Annotated in this window: 20 protein-coding genes; 5 read left to right on the forward strand and 15 right to left on the reverse strand. The window is 65.5% G+C overall.

The window, feature by feature from the left end:
• The first annotated feature begins 1 nt into the window (after window position 1).
• From ASG03_RS02240 to ASG03_RS02250, 3 genes are all read left to right on the forward strand, one after another.
• On the forward strand, window positions 2–1,303 hold the full coding sequence (locus tag ASG03_RS02240) for a M16 family metallopeptidase (RefSeq protein ID WP_156379835.1): 1,302 nt from the start codon (window positions 2–4) through the stop codon (window positions 1,301–1,303).
• A gap of 87 nt (window positions 1,304–1,390) precedes the next feature.
• Window positions 1,391–2,002, forward strand: coding sequence for a GNAT family N-acetyltransferase (locus ASG03_RS02245; RefSeq protein WP_062469439.1), 612 nt, complete (start codon window positions 1,391–1,393; stop codon window positions 2,000–2,002).
• Window positions 2,003–2,055: 53 nt separating this feature from the next.
• Window positions 2,056–4,917 carry an EAL domain-containing protein gene (locus tag ASG03_RS02250; RefSeq protein ID WP_062472088.1) on the forward strand — a complete coding sequence of 954 codons (2,862 nt, stop codon included), beginning with the start codon at window positions 2,056–2,058 and terminating at the stop codon, window positions 4,915–4,917.
• A gap of 196 nt (window positions 4,918–5,113) precedes the next feature.
• On the opposite strand, the gene ASG03_RS02255 is transcribed toward ASG03_RS02250, so the two are convergent.
• The 3 genes from ASG03_RS02255 to ASG03_RS02265 all read right to left on the reverse strand — a co-directional run bounded on the left by ASG03_RS02255 (window position 5,114) and on the right by ASG03_RS02265 (window position 7,691).
• Window positions 5,114–6,223 (reverse strand): zinc-binding metallopeptidase family protein, encoded by a 1,110-nt coding sequence (locus ASG03_RS02255; protein ID WP_062691929.1) that lies wholly within the window; start codon window positions 6,221–6,223, stop codon window positions 5,114–5,116.
• Window positions 6,224–6,642: 419 nt separating this feature from the next.
• Window positions 6,643–6,834 (reverse strand): CsbD family protein, encoded by a 192-nt coding sequence (locus ASG03_RS02260; protein ID WP_062469441.1) that lies wholly within the window; start codon window positions 6,832–6,834, stop codon window positions 6,643–6,645.
• Between the two features lie 257 nt (window positions 6,835–7,091).
• Window positions 7,092–7,691 carry a YqgE/AlgH family protein gene (locus ASG03_RS02265; RefSeq protein WP_062472091.1) on the reverse strand — a complete coding sequence of 200 codons (600 nt, stop codon included), beginning with the start codon at window positions 7,689–7,691 and terminating at the stop codon, window positions 7,092–7,094.
• 217 nt (window positions 7,692–7,908) lie between these two features.
• Between ASG03_RS02265 and ASG03_RS02270 the strand changes: the two genes are divergently transcribed.
• Both ASG03_RS02270 and ASG03_RS02275 read left to right on the forward strand, forming a co-directional pair.
• Window positions 7,909–8,901 (forward strand): protein-disulfide reductase DsbD domain-containing protein, encoded by a 993-nt coding sequence (locus ASG03_RS02270; protein WP_062691931.1) that lies wholly within the window; start codon window positions 7,909–7,911, stop codon window positions 8,899–8,901.
• Window positions 8,902–9,022: 121 nt separating this feature from the next.
• Complete coding sequence (locus ASG03_RS02275; RefSeq protein ID WP_062469445.1) at window positions 9,023–9,508, forward strand: peroxiredoxin; 486 nt, start codon at window positions 9,023–9,025, stop codon at window positions 9,506–9,508.
• 225 nt (window positions 9,509–9,733) lie between these two features.
• On the opposite strand, the gene rnhA is transcribed toward ASG03_RS02275, so the two are convergent.
• The 12 genes from rnhA to coxB form a co-directional block, all read right to left on the reverse strand.
• Window positions 9,734–10,192: a ribonuclease HI gene (rnhA, locus tag ASG03_RS02280; RefSeq protein ID WP_062469448.1), complete on the reverse strand. Its 459-nt coding sequence runs from the start codon at window positions 10,190–10,192 to the stop codon at window positions 9,734–9,736.
• Window positions 10,189–11,169, reverse strand: coding sequence for a homoserine kinase (locus ASG03_RS02285; RefSeq protein WP_062691933.1), 981 nt, complete (start codon window positions 11,167–11,169; stop codon window positions 10,189–10,191). The genes rnhA and ASG03_RS02285 overlap by 4 nt, the downstream gene beginning before the upstream one ends.
• Window positions 11,170–11,247: 78 nt before the next feature.
• Window positions 11,248–12,288: a 4-hydroxy-3-methylbut-2-enyl diphosphate reductase gene (gene ispH, locus ASG03_RS02290; protein ID WP_062469453.1), complete on the reverse strand. Its 1,041-nt coding sequence runs from the start codon at window positions 12,286–12,288 to the stop codon at window positions 11,248–11,250.
• A 268-nt stretch (window positions 12,289–12,556) separates the two neighbouring features.
• Window positions 12,557–13,351 (reverse strand): SURF1 family protein, encoded by a 795-nt coding sequence (locus ASG03_RS02295; RefSeq protein WP_062691935.1) that lies wholly within the window; start codon window positions 13,349–13,351, stop codon window positions 12,557–12,559.
• The gene (locus ASG03_RS02300) at window positions 13,320–13,718 is read right to left on the reverse strand and encodes a DUF983 domain-containing protein (protein ID WP_062469460.1); all 399 of its coding nucleotides are present in this window, start codon (window positions 13,716–13,718) and stop codon (window positions 13,320–13,322) included. Before ASG03_RS02300 ends, ASG03_RS02295 begins: the two co-directional genes overlap by 32 nt.
• Before the next feature lie 320 nt (window positions 13,719–14,038).
• On the reverse strand, window positions 14,039–16,015 hold the full coding sequence (locus ASG03_RS02305) for a methyl-accepting chemotaxis protein (protein ID WP_082475498.1): 1,977 nt from the start codon (window positions 16,013–16,015) through the stop codon (window positions 14,039–14,041).
• Window positions 16,016–16,360: 345 nt separating this feature from the next.
• Complete coding sequence (locus ASG03_RS02310; RefSeq protein WP_062469462.1) at window positions 16,361–17,236, reverse strand: cytochrome c oxidase subunit 3; 876 nt, start codon at window positions 17,234–17,236, stop codon at window positions 16,361–16,363.
• A 126-nt stretch (window positions 17,237–17,362) separates the two neighbouring features.
• Complete coding sequence (locus ASG03_RS02315) at window positions 17,363–18,019, reverse strand: cytochrome c oxidase assembly protein (RefSeq protein ID WP_082475499.1); 657 nt, start codon at window positions 18,017–18,019, stop codon at window positions 17,363–17,365.
• A gap of 13 nt (window positions 18,020–18,032) precedes the next feature.
• Entirely contained in the window at window positions 18,033–18,173 is a 141-nt protein-coding gene (locus tag ASG03_RS21735; RefSeq protein WP_062469465.1) for a hypothetical protein, read from the reverse strand.
• Window positions 18,173–19,126: a heme o synthase gene (locus tag ASG03_RS02325; RefSeq protein WP_062469467.1), complete on the reverse strand. Its 954-nt coding sequence runs from the start codon at window positions 19,124–19,126 to the stop codon at window positions 18,173–18,175. The genes ASG03_RS21735 and ASG03_RS02325 overlap by 1 nt, the downstream gene beginning before the upstream one ends.
• A 330-nt stretch (window positions 19,127–19,456) precedes the next feature.
• The gene (ctaD, locus tag ASG03_RS02330; protein ID WP_062691937.1) at window positions 19,457–21,148 is read right to left on the reverse strand and encodes a cytochrome c oxidase subunit I; all 1,692 of its coding nucleotides are present in this window, start codon (window positions 21,146–21,148) and stop codon (window positions 19,457–19,459) included.
• An 18-nt stretch (window positions 21,149–21,166) separates the two neighbouring features.
• Window positions 21,167–22,060 (reverse strand): cytochrome c oxidase subunit II, encoded by an 894-nt coding sequence (gene coxB, locus ASG03_RS02335; protein WP_156381745.1) that lies wholly within the window; start codon window positions 22,058–22,060, stop codon window positions 21,167–21,169.
• Window positions 22,061–22,195: the final 135 nt, after the last annotated feature.

Genomic DNA, 22,195 nt, shown 5'->3' on the forward strand with positions numbered 1-22,195 from the left:
GATGATGAAAGTTGAGTGCACCCGGCTTGCCTCCGGGCTGACGGTCGTTACCGAAACCATGCCGCACCTGGAAAGCGTTGCGCTCGGCACGTGGATCAAGTCCGGCTCGCGCGACGAGACCATCGCCGAACACGGCATCGCGCATCTTCTGGAACACATGGCCTTCAAGGGAACGGCGTCGCGCTCGGCGCGCGACATTGCCGAGCAGATCGAGAATGTCGGCGGCGAGGTCAACGCGGCGACATCGACCGAGACGACCTCCTACTATGCCCGGGTGCTGAAGGACGACACGACGCTCGCCATCGACATCCTCGCCGACATCCTGACCGAGTCGTCCTTCGACGAGGAAGAACTGGAGCGCGAGAAGAACGTCATCCTGCAGGAAATCGGCGCGGCGAACGACATGCCCGACGATGTGGTGTTCGACCGCTTCGCCGAAACGGCCTTTGCCGGCCAGATCGTCGGCCGGCCGATTCTCGGCACGCCGGAAACGGTGATGTCGTTTTCCTCCGACCAGATCCGCAGCTATCTCGGACGCAACTACACGACGGACCGCATGTTCGTGGTGGGTGCCGGTGCCGTCGATCACGACGCCTTCGTGGCGCAGGTGGAGGAGCGTTTCGCCAGCCTGCCGCAGCAGCCCGCGGAAGCCCCGATCCTCGAAAAGGCCCGCTATACCGGCGGCGACACCCGCGAGGACCGCGACCTGATGGACGCGCAGGTCCTGCTCGGCTTCGAGGGCAAGGCCTATCATGCGCGCGATTTCTACTGCTCGCAGATCCTGGCCAATATCCTCGGCGGCGGCATGTCCTCCCGGCTCTTCCAGGAGGTGCGCGAGCATCGCGGCCTCTGCTATTCGGTCTATGCGTTCCACTGGGGCTTCTCCGACACCGGCATCTTCGGCGTCCACGCCGCGACCGGCGGCGAGAACCTGCCGGAACTGATGCCCGTCATCATCGAGGAGCTGCGCAAGGCCGCCGATCACATCCACCCGCAGGAGATCGACCGCGCCCGCGCGCAGATCCGCGCCCAGTTGCTGATGGGGCAGGAAAGCCCCGCGGCACGCGCCGGACAGATCGCCCGGCAGATGATGCTCTACGGCCGGCCCATCCCCAACGAGGAGCTGATGGAGCGGCTGTCCGGCATCACCGTGGAGCGTCTCACCGATCTCGCCGGCCGCCTGTTCTTCGACACGGTGCCGACGCTGTCGGCCATCGGCCCCGTCGACAAGCTCGCCCCCATGGCCGACATTCTCGGCGGCCTCGCCAAGGCCCCGGCCCTGCCGCGGGCAGCCAACGGCTGATCGCGTCCCGCGCCTGTCCTTGCTGAGATCCCGGCCTTTCCCGAGGCCGAAGCCCCAACCAATCCAACCGGCGATGCGGAGGCGTTCATGACACGATCGGTGTTTCGGTTTCTGTCACGACAGCCGGACCCGGTCAGGATCGAGAACGACACGCATCTGCTGCGCCTGCCGCGCGGGTCCGACTACCGGCAATGGTTTGCGCTGCGGCGGGAGAGCCGTCCGTTCCTCGAGCCCTGGGAGCCGACATGGCGGGCGGAGGAAATGACCGAAAGCGCCTTCCGCGCCCGGGCGGTGCGCAGCGAGCAGGAATTCCAGTCCGGCCAGGCCGTTCCCCTGTTCGTGTTCGCCCGCGACACCGAGACGCTGCTCGGCGGCCTCACGATCGGCTACATCCGGCGCGGCGCAGCGCAATGCTGCATGATCGGCTACTGGATGGGCGAGCGTTTCGCCGGCCAGGGGCATATGTCCGCCGCGGTCCGGCTCTCCATCCCCTACATCTTTTCGACCCTTCAGTTGCACCGTATCGAGGCAGCCTGTATTCCGGAAAACGACAGGAGCATCCGGCTCCTTGAAAAGGCCGGCTTTCATCGCGAAGGCTACTTGCGGGAATATCTGAAGATCAATGGGCAGTGGCGCGACCACCTGATCTTCTCCCTTCTTTCGCGTGACATCGCGCCCAACAGGACTGCTAGCGAGTGACCCATCCCTTCCGTCCGACGCGTCTGCCGTCGATCCGCAGGCTGCCCGGGCTGATGCTGGCCCTGCTGCTCGCGATGATCGGGCTCGGCGGCGGCCAAGCCCATGCCATCGAGCCCGTGAAGATTTCGCGCGAGGATACCGCGCTCGACCTGACCGCGACGACCGAGATCTACACCGGCCGCGGCGAGGCCTTCCAGGTCTCCACGGCGCCCGGCACCGACGGCATCGTGCGGCGGATCGAGGTGCGCTCCAGCGCCGACAACCACCAGGGCGACTGGGCGGTGTTCGCGCTCGCCAACGTCTCGGAAGAGCAGCTAGACCGGGTGATCGTCGCGCCGCATTTCCGGCTGGTGAACTCGAAGATCTTCTGGCCGGACCTCGGCTCGCAGCGCATCCTCTCCATCACCCCGTCCGAAGGCTTCGCGCTCGACCGGCAGCCGAGCGAGGAAGCCGACGTCTTCCGCATCACGCTCAATCCGGGCTCGGTCATCACCTTCGTCGCGGAGCTGGCGACGCCTGACCTGCCGCAGATGTATCTCTGGGAACCCGACGCCTACAAGGACACGGTCAACGCCTTCACGCTCTATCGCGGCATCGTGCTCGGCATTGCCGGCCTGCTCGCCGTGTTCCTGACCATTCTGTTCGTCGTCAAGGGCACCTCCATGCTGCCGGCGACGGCGGCCCTGGCCTGGGCGGTGCTCGCCTATATCTGCGTCGATTTCGGCTTCCTGTCGAAGCTGATCGCCATCACGGCGGGGGACGAGCGCATATGGCGCGCGGGAACCGAGGTGTTCCTGGCGGCGGGTCTCGTGATCTTCCTCTTCACCTATCTCAACCTCAACCGCTGGCACCAGCACCTGTCCTATGCGACGCTTGCCTGGATTCTCGGTCTCGGACTGCTCTTCGGCGTGGCGATCTACGATCCCGCGATCGCGGCGGGCATTGCGCGCATTTCCTTCGCGCTGACCGGCACGGCCGGCATCTTCCTCATCGCCTATCTCGGACTGAACCGCTACGACCGCGCGATCCTGCTCGTGCCGGCCTGGCTTCTGACGCTGGTCTGGCTGTTCGGCGCGTGGCTGACGGTCACCGGGCGGCTGTCGAACGACATCGTCCAGCCCGCGCTCGGCGGGGGGCTCGTGCTGATCGTGCTGCTCATCGGCTTCACCGTCATGCAGCACGCCTTTGCCGGCGGCGCCTACAGCCAGGGGCTGTTTTCGGACCTCGAGCGCCAGTCTCTGGCGCTGACGGGCTCGGGCGACACGGTGTGGGACTGGGACGTGGCGCGCGACCGGGTGGTGACCATTCCCGATGTGTCGCAGCAGCTCGGCCTTACGCCCGGCGCCATGCACGGCCCCGTGCGCAACTGGCTGCCGCGGCTGCACCCCGACGATCGCGACCGCTTCCGCGCAACGCTCGACATCCTGCTCGAGCACCGCCGCGGCCGTCTCAACCATGATTTCCGGATCCGCGCGGAAGACGGGCACTATCATTGGCTGTCGATCCGCGCGCGGCCGGTGCTCGGCGCCAACGGCGAGATCATCCGGTGCGTCGGCACGCTGGTGGATATCACCGAGCAGCGCAACTCGCTCGACCGGCTGCTGCACGACGCGCTGCACGACAACCTGACGGGCCTGCCCAACCGGCAGATCTTCCTCGACCGGCTGCAATCGATCCTGGCGCTGGCGCCGGGTGCGAACGGCGTGCGCCCGACGGTGATCGCGATCGACATCGACCGCTACAAGCAGAACGTCAACGACGTCCTCGGCATCGCGGCCGGCGACAACATCCTGATCGCGCTGACGCGGCGGCTGCGGCGGCTCCTGAAGCCGCAGGACACGCTGGCGCGGCTCGGCGGCGACCAGTTCGGCCTGATCCTCATCTCGGAGCGCGATCCGGCCAAGGTGGCGGACTTCGCCGAGGCGATCAGCCGCGCCATCATGGTGCCGATCAGCTTCGGCAACCGCGAGATCAACCTGACGGCCTCCGTCGGCCTGGTCTCCTGGGTGGACCAGAGCCAGAGTGCGGCCGGGCTCCTGGACGATGCCGAACTGGCGATGTTTCGGGCCAAGAAGGCGGGCGGCAACCGCGTGGAGCCCTATCGGCCGGCCTTCCGCACCTCCGGCACCGATCGTCTGCAGCTCGAGACCGACCTTCGCCGCGCGATCGAGCGCAACGAGCTCAGCCTCGTCTACCAGCCCATCGTGCGCCTGAGCGACGCGGAAATCGCGGGCTTCGAGGCCCTGATGCGCTGGGACCATCCGAAGCGCGGAAGCATTCCGCCGTCCGAGTTCATTCCGATTGCGGAAAGCTCCGAGGTCATCAACCAGCTCGGCCTCTTCGCCTTCGAGCGGGCGACGAGCGATCTCGGGGAATGGCAGATCCAGACCGGACAGCTGCCAATCTTCGTCTCGGTCAACCTGTCGAGCGGCCAGCTGCTCAACAACGACCTGCACGACGACATCCGCGCCATCCTCCACAAGAACCGCTGCGATCCCGCGCAGATCATGGTGGAGCTGACGGAATCGCTGATGATGGAAAACCCCGAGCAGGCGCGCCTCGTGCTGCAGAAGCTGCGCGACAGCGGGCTGAAGCTCGCGCTCGACGATTTCGGCACCGGCCACTCGTCGCTCGCCTATCTCACGCGCTTCCCCTTCGACACGATCAAGATGGACAAGGCGCTGGTGAAGGACGAGAGCGACAAGCGCACCATCCTCCTGCGCTCCGTCATCAACATGGCCCGGGAGCTGGACATGCAGGTCGTGGCGGAAGGCATCGAGTCCGAGGAGGACGCGATCCAGCTCGGACAGATGGGCTGCCACTACGGCCAGAGCTTCCTCTTCGGCCCGCCGATCGCCTCCGACCTCATCCAGCGGCTGCTGAAGGAGCGGTTTCCGTTGATGAAACGGGCCTGATGAATATCGCCTGAAAGTGTGCAGCGGTTTCGGGAAACGGCATGCAGGACACAAGACTTCGAAGTGCGTTGCGGGAATCCTTTTCACGCAACGCGCTTTAGCAGCGCGACCCGCACGCGCCGGCGGTTAGCCAGCCCGTTGCGGATCGACGGGTGAGACCGGCTGCGCCCGCCGGCTCAGCCCTTTCGTCTTAACCTCAAGCCGCCGTCTGCACCGGCTTTGCTGCGCCGGTCAATTCCCCCCGGCCGGCCTTGCGGATCAGGCGGTTGAGGAACTGGAGCTTCTGGACGACCGGGATCGAGAGCACGAAGGGATAGCTGTCGGTCTGTCCCATCGAGCGCTGGATGCTGTTCAGGGCCACGCTCAAGGGAACCCAGGCATCGACCAGCGTCTGCGCGTCCTGGACGTTGTAGGGATCGAAATCGACCTCGGCCGCCATTTCCTCGTGACGGCGCGGGTCGGTCGAGAGGCCGAAGGAGCGCGCGGTTTCCAGCGTATCGACGATATGGAAGAAGTGCGCCCAGCACTCGGCAAAATCCTCCGAGGGATGGCAGCTGGCATAGGTCGAGATGAAGCGGTTCTGCCAGTCGGCCGGCGGTCCCTGCTCGTAGTTGCGCTGGAGGGCGGCTGCATAGTCCTCGCGTTCATCGCCGAAAAGGGCGCGGGCTTCCGCCAGCGTTTCCTCGTCGCGGCAAAGCTGGGCGAAGTAGAAATGGCCGATCTCGTGGCGGAAATGGCCGAGCAGCGTGCGATAGGGCTCGCCCATGGACACGCGGATGCTTTCCCGCGTGGCATCGTCGGCTTCCGCCGCGCGCAGGCTGATGAGGCCGTCCTCGTGACCGGTCATCGCGGCCTGGACGACATTGCCGTTGGCATCGACCTCGTCGGCGAGGAAATCGAACACCAGGCCGCCCCGCGGATCGACGTCGCGACCCGGACGCGGCAGGTTCCAGCGCAGGAGCGAGTAGAACAGGTGGCGCTGGGCCTGCCCGATCTTCTGCCAGCGCTGCACGCCTTCCGGATTGTCCGTGACGGGGACGATGTGATTGTAGCTGCAGGCGACGCAATAGGTGTTCGCACTCTCGGCGGGGACGAGCCAGTTGCAGATGTCGTTCATGGCATTGGCGCAGAACCGCACGGAGGTGTCAGCCGCGCCGATCACGCTCCACAGGTCGCCACCCGCCGGCGCCAGCGCCTTCATGGTCAGGGCGCCGGTGTCGAAACCCAGCCTCGAGCCGCAATTCACGCAGGTTCTATTGTCGAAATGGACAGAATTTCCGCAATTCGTGCAGGTAAAAAGCTTCATGGTCGTATCGTCCCTGTGCCATCCCCGCGGGTCGGCTGCTGTTTGATGTGGCTTGGTATATGGGTCTGAATGGATGCTTGCTCAAATGGGTCGATCTTGTCTGCGCCGGCCTAACCCTGCCCTCGCCGAATTTGGTTGGGCAAAGCCGCCGTCCCCAGGACCTTGCCAGCGCCGCCTTTGCGGTCCGCAGGCCTCCGGCGACGTGACGCCGGCCACCCGCGCCGTTGAGACGCCCTGAACACGGGCGGCTTAAACGCGGTATTTTGATCCTTGACGACGGGCCCTGAGGCCAGACGAGGAAATGCCCGCCGGCGCGAAGCACAGCGGGCATTCGGCGCACATCGCCATCCAGTTGAACCCGTCAGGACGGCGACGGTTGCGCACCTCGGTGCTACGGCGCGCGCCGTAGCGAAACTTTCCTAGAGGCGGTCGACGGCACCCTTGACGGTGTCCTTCGCCTTGCCGGAAGCCTGCTGGACTTCGCCCTTGACTTCCTGTGCCTTGCCTTCGGCCTGCAGGCGCTCGTTGTCGGTCATCTTGCCGACGCCCTGCTTGACGTTGCCTGCTGCCTCGTTGGCGAGACCGGATACCTTGTCGGACATGCTACCCATGTGCGTAACTCCCTGTCTTGGCAGCGCTGCTTGATTGCTGTGCCGCTTGCCTTGGAAACGGGGCGTCGGACAAAATGTTCCGCGATTTATTCATGATGCCGTCGGGAAACTTGCGTCTTTCACCGCGACGTCATGACGGCATAAAGCACTTGGCGGAAAGGCAGTGGCAAACGGCCAGATGCCGGGGCTCCGCGAGATCGGACGCCGGAACGACACCAGGCCGTGAGGCGTAACCGGCCGTCCGGCGTAGACGTCCGTCAGGCGTGGCCGGCCGTCATCGACAGCATGGCGGGGGCGACCCCCATTCCAGCGAGCGCGCGATCGTATTTGTCGCCGAGGTCGCGATCGAAGATCAGGTCCTCATTGGCCGGGCAGGTCAGCCAGCCATTGCCGGCGATCTCGGCCTCCAACTGGCCGGCGCCCCAGCCGGCATAGCCGAGCATCATCATGGCGCGCGAGGGGCCGGTTCCCCGCGAAATCGCGCGCACGATGTCGAGCGTGGCGGTGAGGCAGATGTCATCACTGACGGGAATGCTCGATTCGCTCAGATAGTCGTCGGAATGAAGCACGAAGCCACGACCGGTCTCGACGGGCCCACCGGTCTGGATCTGGAACGTGCGTGTGCGCTCCGGCAGCCGGATGGCCTGCAGCCGATCGACGATCTCGAGATGCAGCAGCACGTCGGGAAAGGTCAGCTGCTGCGGGCGATTGAGAATGAAGCCCATCGCGCCGTCGTCCGAATGGGCGCAGACGAAAATGACCGTGCGTGCAAAGTTGCTGTCGACCATGCCGGGCATGGCAATCAGGAATTGCCCATCCAACATGCCCCGTTCGCGGTTCTTCTGGAATGTCGCCATCATGGTACCCGTGCCCTTGTTCCCGGTTGAGATCTGTCCCGCCTTCTCGATGCCTGCCGTCGTCTGGTGTCCGTGTCGGTGTGCGATGCCTGCGCCGAAACCGTCCTCTCCTTCAGGAAGCTGGCCCAGAGGAAGCTGGTTTGCTGCCGTTCGTTCCCTCGCCTGCGCAGGGTGGACGGGAAAGACGCGTTCTCTCAGGCCGCGTCTTCAAGAAAAAGTGCGCGACACCCAGCGCCGCCGCACCCTGCCGATCTTCTCCGATGTCGCCAAAACCGCTATGGCTCTGTCGATGATCGAGCGCCGTATCCTGCAGAGTTTGACCTATTCGTCCCGTGTGGCAACCCTTTTCGCCGTCTTTTTTTTCGCCTGCGCAGCAGGTCCGGACACCGCATCGGCCGCGCGCAGCGCCTGGGTGGATACGGCCGGCGGCGGGATCCGGCTCGTCACGGGCGCGCGGCTGGCGGATGGCACCCTGCCGGCGATGCTGGAAATCCGGCTGGAGCCGGGCTGGCGCACCTATTGGACGGACCCGGGAGCAAGCGGCATTCCCCCGGAGGTGACGATCACCGCAACAGGACCAGGCGCTGATGACTTCGTCTATTCCGGCCTGCGGTTGCCGCCGCCGAAGCGGTTTGCAGAGGGGGATCTCACCTATACCGGCTACGACCAGCCGGTCGCCTTTCCGCTGCTTCTGAAGACCGGCACCGGGGGGTCGGGGAATTCGGGCGCATCCGGGGCCCTGACGCTGGAGGCCTCGGTGTTTCTCGGCATCTGCAAAAGCATCTGCATCCCCGTGCAGGCGCAGCTCGACGTCGCGCTTGCAGACGCGCAGGCGGGGGCGGCCGCGGACAATCCGCTGGACACGGCGCGCGTCCGATCCGCCTTTGCCGCCCTGCCCGCGCCGCCGTCACCGGATTTCAACGTGGCCGAGGCGCGCTTCGACGCAACCGGCCACGCGATCGCCCTGGCCCTGACGCTGCCGGAGGGTGCGACCCTGTCGGACGTCTTTCTCGCGGCGCCCTCCGGCTATGCGTTCGGCCCCCTGCGGAGCGAGATCGATGCGACAGGGCGGACGCAGGTGCGGATCCCCACCAAACGGCCGCTCAAGGCGTCGGGCCTTCCGGCCGACGGCAGCATCCGGGCGACGATAAGCGTGAAGCGGCCGGGCGGGATGGCGGCCATGGAAACGCCGCTTGTCTTCAAGCCCTGACCATCTATATCCTCGCTTTGCGCCGTCTCGGCGCGCGGTTTTTCCACGGAGCCCGACCGCGCTCCGCGCCGTCACGCGAGCCCCATCCCCCCAAAGCCACTCCCTGAGCGAGGACCTCCCTTTGACCATTTCGATCGGCGACAAGATTCCATCCGCGACCTTCAAGGAAAAGACGGTCGACGGCCCGGTGGAGGTAACCACCGACGCCCTGTTTTCCGGCAAGCGCGTTGTGATCTTCGGCGTCCCCGGCGCCTTCACCCCCACCTGCTCGCTCAACCATCTGCCCGGCTATCTCGAGAACCGCGATGCGATTCTCTCCCGCGGGATCGACGACATTGCCGTCGTCGCCGTCAACGACATCCATGTCATGGGCGCCTGGGCCACCGCGTCGGGCGGCATGGACAAGATCCACTTTCTGTCCGATTGGGATGCGAGCTTCACCAAGGCGCTCGGCCTCGACATCGACCTGTCGGCCGGCACGCTCGGCCTGCGCTCCAAGCGCTATTCCATGCTGGTCGACGACGGCGTGGTGAAGACCCTGAACATCGAGGAAAGCCCGGGTCAGGCAACGGTCTCCTCGGCTGCCACGATGCTCGAGCAGATCTGACGATGGCCTGTGCGGCAGCCCCTCAACCGGCTGCCGCCACCCTCTCCCCGCGTGCGGGGCCAAGGGACAGAAAACACGGGGCAGGGAACAGGGGATACGGAGCACGGCGCTTGCCTCCCCATCATCGCTTGATACAAGAGCCCCAGGCCGTGTTCTCCCGCAGGCCGTGTTCTCCCGCACACGGTCGCGGCAGCGGATCGGGAGCGGCCTGCTCCCGGCGCGATCTCACCCCAGCTTCACGCCACGCTTCGTCTTGAACGGTTCCATGCCCTTGCGGGCCAGTTCGTCCGCGCGCTCGTTCTCAGGGTGTCCGGCATGTCCCTTGACCCAGTGCCAGGTGACCTTGTGGGTGCGGTTGGCGGCGTCGAGCGCCTGCCACAGTTCGCCGTTCTTCACCGGCTTGCGGTCGGCCGTCTTCCAGCCGTTCTTCTTCCAGCCGTGGATCCATTTGGAGATCCCGTCCATGACGTATTTGCTGTCGGTGTGCAGGTCCACCTCGCAGGGCTCCTTCAGCGAGGTGAGCGCGGTGATGGCGGCCAGAAGCTCCATGCGGTTGTTGGTGGTTTCCGCCTCGCCGCCGCACAGGTCTTTTTCGGTCTCGCCATAGCGCAGCACGGCGCCCCAGCCGCCCGGACCCGGATTGCCCGAGCAGGCGCCGTCGGTGAAGATGTCGATATGTTTCATGCGTCGGGTTCCGAGATCGTCAGGCCATATTCGAGCGCCGAGTGCACCGAGCGGTGAAACTGCAGCTTGCGGAGATATTCGAGCGGGTCTTTCTTGACCACGAGCGCACCGGCCGGCGTCGTCAGCCAGTCGTAGAGCCGCGTGAGGAAGAAGCGCAGGGCCGAACCGCGGGCCAGCAGCGGCAGGGCCGCGATCTCGCCGGCCGTCAGCGCGCGGACCGACTGGTAGCCGGCCAGGAGCGCCATGCCCTTGGTCATGTTGAACGCCCCGTCCTTCTCGAAGCACCAGGCATTGAGGCAGATCGAGACGTCATAGGCGAGGAGGTCGTTGCAGGCGAAATAGAAATCGATGAGGCCCGAGAGATGTTCGCCGAGGAAGAAGACGTTGTCGGGGAAGAGATCGGCATGGATGACGCCGGCGGGCAGATCGCGCGGCCATTCCGCTTCGAGATGGTCGAGTTCGGCCGCGATCTCGGCTGCCACGCCGGGCTGCACCTCGTCGGCGCGGCCCTTTGCCTTGTCCCAGAGCGGGCGCCAGCCGGAGACGGAGAGCGCATTCTTGCGCGACAGGGCGAACCCCTCGCCGGCGACATGCATCTCGGCCAGCGCCCGGCCGACCTCGCGGCAATGGGCGGCCTCGGGCTTGCGCAGCCACATGCCCTCCAGAAAGGTGATCATGGCGGCGGGGCGGCCCGACAGCGTGCCAAGCAGCGCCCCGTCGGCACGCGCAAGCGGCAGCGGGCAAGTGAGCCCGCGATCGGCCAGGTGCTGCATCAGGCCGAGGAAAAACGGGAGATCGCCGGCATCCACGCGCTTTTCGTAGAGCGTGAGGATGTAGGCGCCCGTGGTGGTGTGGAGCAGGAAATTGCTGTTTTCCACGCCTTCGGCGATGCCCTTGTAGGAGGTGAGCTCGCCAACCTCGTAGGGACCGAGGAACTGCCGGAGGTCGTCCTCTGAGATATCGGTGTAGACGGCCATCGGGAGCGCCTCGCTTTCTGGAAGATCGGGGTATGGCCGGAGCCTGCGGTCCGGCCGTGGCTCAGCTTCCGGCGAGGCTCAGTCGCCGTTGACGAACGCCATGTCGGACGGGGTGAGCGGCACATGGCGCAGCTCACGGTTCACGAGGAAGTTTTCGGTTTCCTCCACCGTATCGGCCAGTTCGACCACGGCATCGTAGCGCAGGCGAAACGCCTCGATGATCTCGTTGACGATGACCTCCGGCGCGGAGGCCCCGGCCGACAGGCCGACGGTGCGGATTTCGCCGAGATGGTCCCAGTCGATTTCGGCCGCGCGCTGCACGAGCACCGACTGGCGGGCCCCGGAACGAAGCGCGACCTCGACGAGGCGCTTGGAATTGGACGAATTGGGCGCGCCGACGATCAGGAACAGGTCGCAGCCGGGCGCGGCCTGCTTTACGGCCTCCTGCCGGTTGGTGGTGGCATAGCAGATGCTGTCGGCCGCGGGCGCGGTGAGGTTGGGAAAGCGCTCGTGCAGGCGCTTGATGACGCCGGCGGTGTCATCGACCGACAGCGTCGTCTGGGTGACGAAGCCGAGATTGTCGGGATCCGGCGGGGTATAGGTCTCCACGTCGTCGACGGTTTCGACGAGCGAGACGCTGCCCTCCGGCAACTGCCCCATGGTGCCGATGACCTCGGGATGGCCGGCATGGCCGATCAGCACGACGTGGCGACCCATGCGGTTGTGGCGCATGGCCTGCTTGTGCACCTTGGAGACCAGCGGGCAGGTCGCGTCGAGATAGAAGAGATTGCGCTGGTCGGCATCGGCCGGCACGGATTTCGGCACGCCGTGGGCCGAGAAGACGACCGGTTGCTTGCGGTGTTCCGGCGGAATCTCGTCGAGTTCCTCCACGAAGATCGCGCCCTTGGCCTCGAGCCCTTCCACGACATAGCGGTTGTGCACGATCTCGTGGCGGACATAGACCGGCGCGCCGAATTCCTTGAGCGCGAGCACAACGATCTGGATCGCGCGATCCACGCCCGCGCAGAAACCGCGCGGACCGCAGAGGCGGATCGTCAGCGCGGATTTCGACGAACCGGGCGCCTGCGAAGCGGGCTTGTCAGGGGCACGAAATTCCATGGATGAAGACGCCAAGACTGTGAACGGGAGTGCGAGCATCGCCCGACCGCCTGCACCGAACGGACGGGCGCAGGGAACGACGATGTCCCCTATATAGCGGCGCTGACAGGAGGCACAAGAAAGAACAGCGGCCACCGCACGGCAAACCGGCAGGACTGCCGCCGATCAGCGGACGCCCGGCGCTTCCCCGCACGGCTGTCGCGGGCCGCGTCGGCGCCCGCCTTCGGCCCTTCGCCGTTCCGCGCGTCCCTGGACACATGGCCCCCGGCTACCTGGCCTCAAATCCGTGGCCCGGGCGCGCCTCGGCCCGCCGGCGAAAGACGAACACGCCGCTGACGGCAAGGAGGGCTGCCGCCAGACCGTACCAGGTCAGGGCATATTGGAGGTGGTTGTTCGGCAGGTCGAACTGGGTAACGCCGCCGACCGGCAGGCCGCCCGGATTGGGCGTCGCATCGGCATCGACGAAGAAGGGCAGCGTGCGCGCCGCCGAAAGGCCGGAGGCCGCCGTCATCGCCGTCCAGTCCTTCCAGTAGAAGATGTTCTTGGCGATGTCGTTTTCCGGCACGACCCAGGAGGGCTTGGCATCCAGCCGGGCGCGGGCAAGGCCCGTGATCGTCACCGGCCCTTCGCGCTGGCTTTCCGGCCGGGTGGCGGGTTCCTTGCGCTCATAGGGCACGAAGCCGCGATTGACGAGGACGGCGCGGCCGTCGGCAAGCATCAGCGGGGTATAGACGTAGAAGCCCGTCTGTCCGTCATGGGTCGCAAAGAAATGCCGCTCGCCGCTGTTCCGGAACGTGCCGGAGAGGCGGACCGAGCGATAGTCGATCTCCGTGCCGGCTGCGGCCAGGGCGGCGATGGCATCGATGTCGACGGGCGGGGCATGGCGCCGCTCGTCGATCGCGGCCAGCAGGCCCTCCTTCCAGTGGAGGCGCTGCATCTGCCACGTGCCGAGCCCGACCAGCGCCGCAAACAGGCCGACGAGCAGGATGCCCGACAGCAGACGGCGCGCCGGGCCGGACGATGCCATCGGCTCAGCCACGATCGATCTCGCCGGGCCGGGCATTGTTGCGATACTGCAGATCGATCAGCACGCCCTTCAGCATGCGCGTCAACGCGAGCGACAGAACGATGGCAAGCGGGATCCAGAGCAGGAAGTGCAACCACAGCGGCGGGCTGTAATTGACCTCGGCCCAGAGGGCGGCTCCCACCGTGATGAAGCCGATGATCAGAATGACGAAGACGACGGGACCATCGCCCGCGTCGGCAAAATCATAATCGAGCCCGCAGGCGGCGCACCGCGGGCGCAGCGCGAGATACCCGGCAAACAGCTTGCCCTCGCCGCAGCGCGGGCAGCGGCCGCGCAGGCCCGCCTTGATGGGATCGACCGGCGGGTAATGCGCGGTGTCGTGACGGTCCGGTTCTGCGGTCATGTCTCGCCCCTCTCGGCGTCTCCAGTATAAGCCGGTTTACAACGGCCGGACGGCCGGGGATATCCCCGAAAGAGAAGGAAAAGCCGGCGCGCACCGGGTGGGACGCTTTGCCGCTGCCGACCCTGACGACCCCGCCATCCCGTGCGGCTCCGCCCTGGCCCCTCGTCCCTTTCGATCCGACCGGGTCCGACCGGGTCCGATCCGGGACTTGGGGTTCCAGATGCCGGCGCGAAAGAGGCGCACGCTAATCTTCCCCGCAGACTGCGGGGATGTGGCAAGGCGGCAGGGAGGCGCTGGCCTCCCGGCGCGGGTGGATCCGCTCAGAACTCCTCCCAGGACGCGCGGGCCAGAGCCGCATTGCCCTGCACCGCAGGCCTGCGGCGCAGCGTGGTCTGGGCCGAGGTCGAGGTCGGGACCGGGGCTTGGGCCGGGGCCGGGGCCGCCATGCCGGGTCCGGAGGCCCGCAGGGCGCCGGCGGTCTGCCGGAGGGCTGCGGTCTGGCCGGTCGCGCCGCCGAGCTTGAACTGCGACACGAGATCGCGCAGCTTGCCGGCTTCGACCGCCAGCGAGGCGGATGCGGCCGTCGACTGCTCGACCATGGCGGCATTCTGCTGGGTGGTCTGGTCGAGCGCGTTGACGGCCTGGTTGACCTCGGCGAGCCCGAGCGACTGCTCCCGGGCGGAGGTCGCGATGGCCTCCACATGGGTGTTGATCTCGGTGATGAAGTTGCCGATGGTGTTCAGGGCTAAGCTGGCGTCGCGCACCAGCCGGACGCCGTTCTGGACCTCGTTCGACGAGCTCTGGATCAGGCCCTTGATCTCCTTGGCGGCCTGTGCGGACCGCTGGGCGAGTTCGCGAACCTCCTGGGCAACGACCGCAAAGCCTTTTCCGGCATCGCCCGCACGCGCCGCCTCGACGCCGGCGTTGAGCGCCAGAAGATTGGTCTGGAAGGCGATTTCGTCGATGACGCCGATGATGTTGGAGATCTGCTGCGAGCTTCCTTCGATCCGCTCCATCGCCTCCTCGGCGTGGGACACGACCTTGGCCGAGCTGACGGCGCCGTCATTGGCCTGCGTTGCGACCGAGCGGGCTTCCGAGGTGCGCTTGGTCGAGGCGTTGACATTGGCGGTGATCTCGTCGAGCGCGGCGGCGGTCTCCTCGAGCGAGGCGGCCTGCTGTTCGGTGCGCTTGGAGAGATCGTCGGCGCCGGCCGAGATTTCGCGCGTGCCGCTGTCCATGGTGGAGATGCTCTCGGCAATGGCGCTAAGCGTGGAGCCGAGCTGGCTGACGGACGTGTTGAAATCGTGACGCAGGGCCTCGAACTCAGGCGCAAAGGCCTCGGTCAGCTGGAAGGCGAGATCGCCGGACGCGAGCCGCTGCAGACCGGCGGCCAGGCCGGAGGTTGCAACCTGCAGCCGCACGGTGGCGTCGGCCTCGGCCTGCTTCTGGTCGGCGATGCGGTCCGCCTCGCTCTGCACCCGGGCAGCCTCGGCTTCCGCCTCCATCCGCTTGTTGGCGATGGCCGCCTGGCGGAAGACTTCGACGGCGCCGGCCATGGAACCGACCTCGTCGGTGCGGTCGGCAAAGGGAATGACCGAAACGGTGTCGCCCTTCGCCAGATTGGCCATGGCACCGGTGATCCGGCGGATGGGGCGGGCGACCTGGCTGAGCGCGAGGTAGATGGAGAGAATGCCGATCAGGACAGCCGCGCCCGAGAGGACGATGGCAAGCTGGATCGCGGTCTGGATCACCTGCTGGTTTGCATCGCCCTGGCGCACCGCCGTGCTGCGGCTTTCCGCGACGATGCCGTCGATGATGGTGTTCAACCGGTTCGCCAGGACCTTCATCGCGGGGCTCTGCAGCACCGCCTGCGCCTCCGTGTTCCGGCCAGCGCGGGAATGCGCCAGAAGTTCGTCTGCCGCGTCGAAATATTTCTGCATCGTCTGCCGGAAATCGTCGAGTTCGGCGCGTTCGGCCGGCTCGCTGATGACCTTGGCATAGGCGTCCATCGCGCTTGAAATGTCGGCACGGGCTTTCGCGACAAGGTCTTCCGCCGAGGAGAATTCCTGCGGCGTGTCGGCGAGGATATGGTCGCGCAGTGCCAGACGCAGGTCGCCCAGCGCGACATTGACCTGCTGGGAGTTGGCAAGCGATGGCATGAGGTGCTCGACGATCATGCCGCTGTTCCGATCGATGGTGCGCATCGATCCGATCGACAGGAAGGCGAGCGTGGCGGTGATGGCAAACAGACCGGCAATAGTCCCGGTCAGAGATAGGCCGATGCTTGGTCTCTTCATGGTCTTCGTTCCTACGATGGAAAATGAACCCCGTCGGACCTTAGCATTTTAGCAGTTAATAATATAGAAATACCGAAGAGACAGTTTGGCCGGTGTGGGCGTGTGCAGGATGCCGTTGGCAAGCGTCTGCCGAAGCCCCTGGCAAGGCCAAGATCGCCGTGAGAATCTGGAACATCCGCAGGATTGGGGGCACAGGCAAGATCGGGTCTTGCGATCGCTTCGGGCCCGATGGCCGGGCATGTGGCGACGGCGCGATGGCCGTGCGGCTGGTCATGGCGTGCGACCGATGACCGGGAGGCAAAGCACGACGGACGCCGCGGCGTCCGTCGTCACGTTCAGGGCCGATCAGCCGGCGAGCGGTGCGCCCCATCCACCCCAGATGTAGATGGAGAAGAAGAGGAAGAGCCAGACGACGTCGACGAAGTGCCAGTACCAAGCGGCGGCTTCGAAGCCGAAATGCTGCTGCGGCGTGAAATCGCCCTTCAGCGCCCGGATGAGGCAGACCGCGAGGAAGATGGTGCCGACGAGGACGTGGAAGCCGTGGAAGCCGGTCGCCATGAAGAAGGTGGCGCCGTAGATCGAGTCCTTGAAGGCGAAGGGCGCGTGGGCGTATTCATAGCCCTGGACGAAGGAGAACAGCACGCCGAGCAGGACGGTCAGCGTCAGGCCGCTGACGAGGCCCTTGCGGTCGCCGTGCAGCAGGGCATGGTGCGCCCACGTGACCGTCGTGCCCGACAGGAGCAGGATGACGGTGTTGTAGAGCGGCAGGTGCCAGGGATCGAGAACCTCGATGCCCTTCGGCGGCCACTGGCCACCGGTAAAGGCTGTCCGGGTCGCCTGGATCGCCTCGCCCGGAAACAGGCTCGCATCAAAATAGGCCCAGAACCAGGCGACGAAGAACATCACTTCCGACGCGATGAACATGATCATGCCGTAGCGCAGGTGCAGCGAGACGACGCGGGTGTGGTGACCTTCATGGGCCTCCTTCACCGTATCGGCCCACCAGGCGTACATGGTGTAGAGAACGATGGCGAGACCGATGAACAGGATCCAGGGATTGGCCCATTCGAGGCCGAACATCTTGAACGACCCGCCCGAGAGATAGCGCATATAGGCGACGCCGCCGAAGGCCATGACAAACGCGCCGATGGAGGCAAGCAGCGGCCAGGGGCTGGGATCGATGATGTGATAGTCGTGGTTCTTCTGATGCGTGTCGGCCATGTGATTCTCCCCGTCGTCCCCTCGCCTGAAGCGGTCCGGCGTACCGGTGCCACTCTTTCCGAACAGCCCTGTCTTTTCAAGCACTGTCCGTCTGCTGATCTCATTTCCCGCAGGTGTCTGCGGGCCTTACAGTTTTCCGGTCGTTGCCGCCGGTTGATCCGTCTTCAGTGCAGCGACCGGCTTTGACGGCTGGCGCGCATAGAAGGTGTAGGACAAGGTGAGCGTGCCGATGTCCTTCGTTTCCGCCGCCTTGACGATCTCCGGATCGACGTAGAAGACGACCGGCATCTCCAGTTCTTCGCCCGGCTGCAGCGTCGTTTCGGTGAAGCAGAAGCACTGGACCTTGTTGAAGTAGGCGCCGCCCTGCATGGGCGTGACGTTGAACACGGCCTGACCGGTGGTCGGGACGTCGGCCATGTTGCGGGCCTTGAACTCGACCTGCACGGTTTCGCCGATCTTCGGCGAGATCTCGCGCACGACCGGCGTGAACCGCCAGGGCAGATCGCCGGACACATTGGCATCGAAGGTGACGCGGATGGTCTTGTCGAGAATCGTGTCGGAGGCCTGCTCGACGCGTTTCGTCGTGCCGTTGTAGCCGGTGACCTTGCAGAACATGTCGTAGAGCGGAACGGCGGCGTAGGCCATGCCGACCATGCCGACGACGAAGGCGACGCAGGCGCCGACGATCACGCCGTTGCGACGCTCGGGCTGGGCCGCCGAAGGGCGCGCCGGTGCGGCGGCCTGGCCCGTTCTGCCTGCTGGTGCTGCCGGTTGCGGTGTCATGGGCACGCCTCTCCTACTGCGCGAGGCCGTTCGAGAACTTGACGAGCGTGACGACGTAGAACAGCGCCACCAGGCCGAAGAGCACGAAGCCGAGCGCGATGTTGCGGCCGCGGCGGGCCCGCTTCTGGGCCGGCGTAAGCGTGACAAGATCCATCAGAAGCCCTTTCCGAAGGCCTGCAGCAGCGCGAGGACCGCGCGGTCGGCGAGCAGCGCCGAGAAGATTGCAAAGAGATAGACGAGCGAGAAGGCAAAGAGCTTCTTGGCCGGAACCATCTTTTCGTCCGTCTCGGGCATGGACTGAACCTTGACCGCATACCAGACGAAGCCGAGGCCGAGGGCCAGCGCCACGGCACCGTAGCCGAGGCTCGCAAAGCCGAGCAGGGTCGGACAGATGCCGGCAACCGCGGTCAGGACGGCATAGACGAGGATCTGGACCTTGGTGGCGGGAATGCCGCGGACGTTCGGCAGCATGGGCACGCCGACCGCGCCGTATTCGCCCATCTTGAACAGCGCCAGCGCCCAGAAATGGGCCGGGGTCCACAGGAAGATGATGAGGAAGAGAACAAGGCTTTCGATCGAAACGCCGCCGGTGACGCAGGCCCAGCCGATCATCGGCGGGAAAGCACCGGCCGCACCGCCGATGACGATGTTCTGCGGCGTCGCCCGCTTCAGCCACATCGTGTAGACGACGGCATAGAAGAAGATGGTGAAAGCGAGGAACCCGGCGGCGAACCAGCCGACGACGAGACCGAGGATGCAGACCGAGAAGGCCGAGAGCGTCAGGCCGAAGCCGAGCGCTTCCTGCCCGGTGATGCGGCCTGCGGGAATGGGCCGCGTCGCCGTGCGCTTCATCACGGCATCGATATCGGCATCGTACCACATGTTGAGGGCGCCGGAGGCACCGGCACCGACTGCGATGCAGAGGATGGCGACGAAGCCGATAAAGGGATTGATGGTACCCGGTGCAAGCACCATGCCGGCGAAGGCCGTGAAGACGACCAGCGACATGACGCGCGGCTTGAGGAGCGCCCAGTAATCGCGCGCCGAGGCCTCCGACAGGCGGAATTCGCCGTCATTGAGGTTTCCGGTGGTATCGATGACGGTCATTCCAGCTGTCTTCCTTCAAGCGTTTTCGGGTGGGGCTTCCGGCCCCTGCTCCGGCGAGACGTGCGCCCGAAGGCTGCCCTCACCGGGCCATTCCCATGACAGGCCGTGCCCTGTGGCTGCCCTGACCCGGGCCTTCACTTTGGCCCTTCACCCTGGCCCCTTCACCTTGGCCCCTCCCCCTAGCAGGGCGAGGAAACAGGCCTCAAGCCTGCGGCCACGATGCGGGGATCCGGGCGGTCGCCGCGTGTCCCTTCGCCCCGCACCGCGGGGACAAGGTGCCGGGCGGCGGATGAGGGGCGCGCCACGTGAGCGCCCCCTCTTCCTTGGCCCTTACCGGATGCGGGGCAGCTGCTCCCACTGGTGGAACGGCGGCGGCGAAGACAGCTGCCATTCCAGCGTGTTGGCGCCTTCGCCCCACGGATTGTCGCCGGCGACCCGCTTCTTGGAGAAGGCCTCGAACACGCCGTAGAGGAAGATCAGCACGCCGACGGCCGAAATGTAAGAGCCGATCGAGGAAACGAAGTTCCAGCCCGCGAACGCATCGGGATAGTCGATGTAGCGGCGCGGCATGCCGGCAAGGCCGAGGAAATGCTGCGGGAAGAACACGAGGTTCACGCCGATGAACATGACCCAGAAGTGCAGCTTGCCGATGAACTCGTTGTACATGTAGCCGCTCATCTTCGGGAACCAGTAGTACCAGCCTGCGAAGATGGCGAAGACGGCGCCGAGCGACAGAACGTAGTGGAAGTGCGCGACCACGTAATAGGTGTCGTGCAGGGCGCGGTCGAGACCGGCATTGGCCAGCTGGACGCCCGTGACGCCGCCGACCGTGAACAGGAAGATGAAGCCAATCGCCCAGACCATCGGCGTCGCGAAGCGGATGGAGCCGCCCCACATCGTCGCGATCCAGGAGAAGATCTTCACGCCCGTCGGAATGGCGATGACCATGGTGGCGAACACGAAGTAGCGCTGCGTGTCGAGCGACATGCCGACCGTGTACATGTGGTGCGCCCAGACGATGAAGCCGACGGCGCCGATCGCCACCATCGCGTAGGCCATGCCGAGATAGCCGAAGATCGGCTTGCGCGAGAAGGTGGAGACGATGTGGCTGATGATGCCGAAGCCGGGCAGGATGAGGATGTAGACCTCGGGGTGACCGAAGAACCAGAACAGGTGCTGGAACAGGATCGGATCGCCGCCGCCCTCGGGCGCGAAGAACGACGTGCCGAAGTTGCGGTCCGTCAGCAGCATGGTGATGCCGCCGGCCAGGACCGGCAGGGACAGGAGCAGCAGGAAGGCGGTGATCAGCACCGACCAGGCAAAGAGCGGCATCTTGTGCAGCGTCATGCCCGGCGCGCGCATGTTGAGGATGGTGGTGATGAAGTTGATCGCACCGAGGATCGAGGACGCGCCGGCAATGTGCAGGCCGAGAATCACGAGATCCATGGCAGGCCCGGGTTGCCCCGCTGTCGAGAACGGCGGGTAGATCGTCCAGCCCCCGCCCGCACCATAGCCGCCGGCCGGACCTTCCACGAACATGGAGAGAAGGACGAGCAGGAAGGCCGGGATGATCAGCCAGAAGGAGATGTTGTTCATGCGCGGGAACGCCATGTCCGGTGCGCCGATCATGATCGGCACCATCCAGTTGGCAAAGCCGCCGATCATCGCGGGCATGACCATGAAGAAGATCATGATCAGCGCGTGCGCGGTGGTGAACACGTTGTACATGTGCTTGCCGCCGTCGATGGCAGCATCGCCCTCGAAGCCGTAGACCATGGACGCCAGACCGTGGAAGATCTGGATGCCCGGCTCCTGCAGCTCGGCGCGCATGAAGACCGACAGCGTGCCGCCGATGATGCCCGCGAAGATCGCGAAGATCAGGTACAGCGTGCCGATGTCCTTGTGGTTGGTCGACAGGAACCAGCGCTGGAAGAAGGTCAGCGGCTTGTGGGCGTGATCATCATGCGCGTGGTCGAGCGAATGATCGTGAAGGTGATCGGTGTGCGCGGTTGTTCCGGCCATTGTTTCCAGCTCCCCGAATTACTGTGCGGCGGCGGCGGCGACGTCAGTCGTCTTCACCGCATCGACGGAGGCCATCAGGGCCTTGTTGGCGTCGCCGATATTGGCGGCAGCGGCGGTCAGCCAGGTGTCGTATTGCTGCTGGCTGACGACGCGGATGGCGATCGGCATGAAGGCGTGGTCCTTGCCGCAAAGCTCGGAACACTGGCCATAATAAAGGCCCTCGCGATCGGCCTTGAACCAGGTCTCGTTGAGACGACCGGGCACGGCATCGATCTTGACGCCGAAGGACGGCATGGCGAAGGCGTGGATCACGTCGGCGGCGGTCACGAGCACGCGCACCGTCTTGCCGACAGGCACGACGACCTCGTTGTCGACGGCCAGGAGGCGCGGATAGGCGCTCTTGTCTTCCTTGCCGAGGGCGGCGCGGTCTTCTTCCTTCATCAGAAGGCTGTCGAAGGAGAGCGGCGTTTCCCCGACTTCATATTCATAGGACCAGTACCACTGGTTGCCCGTGGCCTTGAGGGTCAGGTCCGGATTGGCCGGCGGTGTCAGCTGCGCGGTCAGGAGCTGGAACGACGGAATGGCCAGGAACAGAAGCACCACGACGGGGCCGACGGTCCAGGCGATCTCGATCGCGGTGTTGTGGCTGGTGCGCGAGGGAACCGGGTTCACCTTCTCGCGGAACTTCAGCACGACCACGACCAGCAGAGCCAGCACGAACAGCGTGATCGGGATGATGAACCACAGCGTGTAATGCTCGAACCAGGTAACCTCTTCCATGATGCCGGTCGCGGCCGCCTGGAAATTGGTCTGCCAGTCGACCGGCTTGTCCGCGAGCGCCGTGCCCGCGGAAAGCAGACAGCTTGCCGCCGTCACACATGCCGCGAGACCCGCAAAAGCCTTGTTTCTCACCATTCGTAATTCCCCTCTCCATCCCGCTCTCGCCGGATCGGACAATCTCCGCCCTTTACAGCGCTTCAAACCACAGTTTGACCAGTGCCGCAACATCTCTCCGCGCACCGCAGGCAACGGTCCGCTCCTCGTGCG

Origin of the sequence: Rhizobium sp. Leaf341 (assembly GCF_001424325.1) — a bacterium.
Taxonomy (GTDB): Bacteria; Pseudomonadota; Alphaproteobacteria; order Rhizobiales; family Rhizobiaceae; genus Ferranicluibacter.

Excerpts from the sequence above, each read along its gene's own strand:
- ASG03_RS02240 (WP_156379835.1), top strand. The coding sequence starts at position 2 with ATGATGAAAGTTGAGTGCACCCGGCTTGCCTCCGGGCTGACGGTCGTT.
- ASG03_RS02245 (WP_062469439.1), top strand. The coding sequence starts at position 1,391 with ATGACACGATCGGTGTTTCGGTTTCTGTCACGACAGCCGGACCCGGTC.
- ASG03_RS02250 (WP_062472088.1), top strand. The coding sequence starts at position 2,056 with ATGCTGGCCCTGCTGCTCGCGATGATCGGGCTCGGCGGCGGCCAAGCC.
- ASG03_RS02255 (WP_062691929.1), bottom strand. The coding sequence starts at position 6,223 with ATGAAGCTTTTTACCTGCACGAATTGCGGAAATTCTGTCCATTTCGAC.
- ASG03_RS02260 (WP_062469441.1), bottom strand. The coding sequence starts at position 6,834 with ATGGGTAGCATGTCCGACAAGGTATCCGGTCTCGCCAACGAGGCAGCA.
- ASG03_RS02265 (WP_062472091.1), bottom strand. The coding sequence starts at position 7,691 with ATGGCGACATTCCAGAAGAACCGCGAACGGGGCATGTTGGATGGGCAA.
- rnhA (WP_062469448.1), bottom strand. The coding sequence starts at position 10,192 with ATGAAACATATCGACATCTTCACCGACGGCGCCTGCTCGGGCAATCCG.
- ASG03_RS02285 (WP_062691933.1), bottom strand. The coding sequence starts at position 11,169 with ATGGCCGTCTACACCGATATCTCAGAGGACGACCTCCGGCAGTTCCTC.
- ispH (WP_062469453.1), bottom strand. The coding sequence starts at position 12,288 with ATGGAATTTCGTGCCCCTGACAAGCCCGCTTCGCAGGCGCCCGGTTCG.
- ASG03_RS02295 (WP_062691935.1), bottom strand. The coding sequence starts at position 13,351 with ATGCCCGGCCCGGCGAGATCGATCGTGGCTGAGCCGATGGCATCGTCC.
- ASG03_RS02300 (WP_062469460.1), bottom strand. The coding sequence starts at position 13,718 with ATGACCGCAGAACCGGACCGTCACGACACCGCGCATTACCCGCCGGTC.
- ASG03_RS02305 (WP_082475498.1), bottom strand. The coding sequence starts at position 16,015 with ATGAAGAGACCAAGCATCGGCCTATCTCTGACCGGGACTATTGCCGGT.
- ASG03_RS02310 (WP_062469462.1), bottom strand. The coding sequence starts at position 17,236 with ATGGCCGACACGCATCAGAAGAACCACGACTATCACATCATCGATCCC.
- ASG03_RS02315 (WP_082475499.1), bottom strand. The coding sequence starts at position 18,019 with ATGACACCGCAACCGGCAGCACCAGCAGGCAGAACGGGCCAGGCCGCC.
- ASG03_RS21735 (WP_062469465.1), bottom strand. The coding sequence starts at position 18,173 with ATGGATCTTGTCACGCTTACGCCGGCCCAGAAGCGGGCCCGCCGCGGC.
- ASG03_RS02325 (WP_062469467.1), bottom strand. The coding sequence starts at position 19,126 with ATGACCGTCATCGATACCACCGGAAACCTCAATGACGGCGAATTCCGC.
- ctaD (WP_062691937.1), bottom strand. The coding sequence starts at position 21,148 with ATGGCCGGAACAACCGCGCACACCGATCACCTTCACGATCATTCGCTC.